Annotated in this window: 1 protein-coding gene; it reads right to left on the bottom strand. The window is 43.4% G+C overall.

Translation table 11 applies throughout. The features are described from left to right. Positions 1-3,075: pertactin-like passenger domain-containing protein (locus OCV58_RS08075; protein WP_267312845.1), on the bottom strand; the 3,075-nt coding region annotated here is incomplete at its 3' end. Between the last annotated feature and the right edge of the window lie 182 nt (positions 3,076-3,257).

Here is a 3,257-nt window from a genome sequence, read left to right as displayed (position 1 = left end):
TTCCATCATGGTATTCTTGCTGCGGAAGGCGTCGGACTTGCCGATGCGGTCGTGGCGGATGCGTACCCACAAGCCTTCGTCGCCGTCGATGTACCGCGCTTCACCCATGCGCTTGTTCAGGCGGTCCATGTAGATGGCGTTGGCGTAGTTAACTTTAGACATGGCAACGACGGTCTTGCCGGCGTCGGACAGTTCCGTCGACTTGACGCCGATGAGCTTGAAGTTCGTCGTATCGTCTAAGTCCGCCCCGTTCATGCCCGTATTCGTGCCCATGTCTTCCGTCGCATCTGTCGAATCGGGCGAAGCAACAGCCGCTAAGGTCATGACGCCGTTTGCAGCAGCTTCCTGCGGTTCTTCCTTAAAGAGATTATCTACCAAAGCATTCCCCGGTTTCGCCGCATCCATTTTGCCGTCGGCATTCGTGCTGTTATACGCGCTGTTTTCCTTATTTCCATCATAGTCGTCCGTGCCGACTTCGTATTCGACGTTATACACGCCGTTGTCGTACGTGCCAGCGCTGAACGTGGCATGAGAACCCTTGCCGACTGTCGCAAAGCGCAAACCGTCGAACCCGTTATACATATCTTCTACAGTCACGGGATTTTCCAAGTGGATGAAATACTTGCCGTTGTTAGCATTTTTTATATACAGCATATCGCTGGCACTTCTATCGCCGTCCAGTCTCATTGAGAAAACAGCGTCGCCCTTCATTTCACCGATCGTCAGAGCCCGCGATTTTTCATTCAAATCCGATTTAGCCGATGTGAGATCGATCACGACGTTTTCGCTGCCGAGCGTATTCACGCTCGTAATCCAGCTCTGGCGGGTAACTTCCCATGTCGAGTTTGAACCCATGGTAAGGTTCATTTCGCCGCCCGTAAGGATTTGGCTGCTGAACGCCGGGTTGAAGAACGTTGTACCGTGAGCGTTGTTTTCAACCGTGCCGGCATCGCCGTAGTCATCAGCACGGCCTTCCAGACGGCCGCCGTTGCCAAGGTTGACGTTTAACACGCCTGTATTACCGGCAAGTAAGTTGCCGTGAATGTTAATACCGTCAAACGAAGCTTCTTCACCGGCGGCCTTCGCCTTCATCGCGGCGTTGCTGATATGGACTTCGCCGCCATACGCCGCCAGAATATCACCTTCAATGGAGCTGCCAGCCTTGTAATTTAAATTGACAGTCGCTTTTTTCAAGTTACCAAGCGCTTCAGCTGTAAAATCTTCAGCCTTTAATTTCGTCGCCGTGCCGGCGGCAATGGCAATGTCGCCGCTGTTCGGAGACTGATCGTAGTTGTACGTTTTGATATGGGTTTCGCCGTCAATGGCAATATTTGCACCGGCATAAGCCCATACAGCTCGTTCAGACGTATGTTCATCCGTCGTATCGGCATAATAGGTCTGGATTGTATTCGTACCGGAAAGATTAATTTGCGCGCCCTCTTCGGCATACAACGCAGACACGACGTCCATGCCGGTGGTTGTTTCTGTGCCGGTGCTGTCTGTCGTGGTTTCTTTACCAGCTAATCCGCCTGCGCCGTCAATAATTGCAGCGGAGTAAATGCTGTTTGCAACTTCACCACCGGCAATTCTGCTGAAAGCAGTACCGGCTTCATCAAGTTTGGCAATATCAACAATAGAATTTTCACCGGTTGCATATACAGCACCGTAAACATTATTTTCTAAACCGGCTTTAACATCAACATTACCGCCGTTTTGGGAATTTACGGCATATTTATCGCCGTAAATTCCAGCATCATCCAATATTGATGTTGCAGTTTCATTAGCCAAAATTGTATTGGTTTTATCGGCTTCCAATAAAATTTGGCTGTTATTATTAACGCTTTCTATGGCATTGCCACTACCTTTGCCGGTAAGCGAAACAGTATTACTCTGTGCATCAAGCTTTATTTGAGAATGATTACTGCTGTAAAGCCCTGCTCTATCATTCTTTTCTCCATCTACACTTATATAGTTTGTACCATTATCAGCAGTAAGGTTTACACTATTTCCTATCTTATCAGTGTTAGAGCCATTAACAGCTATACCATTCTCATGGCTCACAATATTAATATCAGTACCGGCATTTACATTTACGTTACTGCCTTTACTAGTAGAAATATAGATACCATGGGCACCGTAAATATCAGTTTGTCCTTTAACTGAAGAAATATTAATTTGGCTATTATCACTACCGCGCATGGTTATACCATTGCTACTTTCTAACTCATAGCTTTCTTCATCAGATTTAATTATATATTTACCAATAGTATTGTTATTGCCAGCAGTTACATTTATAACATCTTTATCGCCACCACTAAAAACACTATTGCTGGAACCAAAAATATTATTATTACTATCAGCAAGAACGTTCGTTGTACCCTTACCATTGGAGTCAACACCGTCTACATTGCCGAATATTTCATTACTGTAATTAGAATTGCCTAAGTTACCATCAAAGCCTTTAGCATCAGCATTTTCAGAGGCAATAACATTAATTTTACCGGAACCATGGTTAAAAACACCTACTTGCCCCTGGGCCATTATAATATTATTGCCATTAGTATTAAAAGAAACTTCACCGTATATATTATAAATACCATAGTCTCCCTTTGCAGCTATGTTAACATAGTTAGAGTTTAATGTAGTTTGACCGGAAGTATTATAAACGCCAGATCCTGTTACATCCATTGTAACTTGGTTAGCATTTAAAGTTGCTGTGCCATTACTAACATTTCTTATACCATCACCAAAAACCGGATCAGTAGGATTTCCATAAAAATCTTCTTTGTAACTTGTATTTGTTTTAAGACTAATAATATCGCCTTTAATGAAAATTTCGCCATTACATTCATTAGCTATGGCAGCTTGGTTATTTTCATTTTCGTCAGTCAAACGTTCAGCATTATTTGCATTAATACTAATTACACTATCTTCATCACCATAAACATAAACACTGCCGTTTTTATTATCAATGCCCTGGCCGCCGGATTCTATGGTTAAGCCTTGGATTTTTCTGTCTTCTGAGCCTAAAATAATATTGCCGCCCTTACCACCATCCCCCAGAACAGTATACATACCATTTGCACCGCTAGTAATATCAATATTATCAGCATAAATTTGCAGTTGGTTAATTGTAAAATGAATTTGAACAGGTAATCAAAAAACAAAAATCCATAGTGAAGCTTCATGTTAAAATGGTTTTGCGAGAAATCATCAACAAAGGAGCAATCACTATGGATCACATCCATTCTAACACA

Origin of the sequence: Megasphaera stantonii, assembly GCF_025567065.1 — a bacterium.
GTDB classification, from domain to species: domain Bacteria; phylum Bacillota; class Negativicutes; order Veillonellales; family Megasphaeraceae; genus Megasphaera; species Megasphaera stantonii.
Note: the sequence above shows the minus strand (reverse complement) of the source record. Positions and strands in the feature narration are given on the sequence as shown.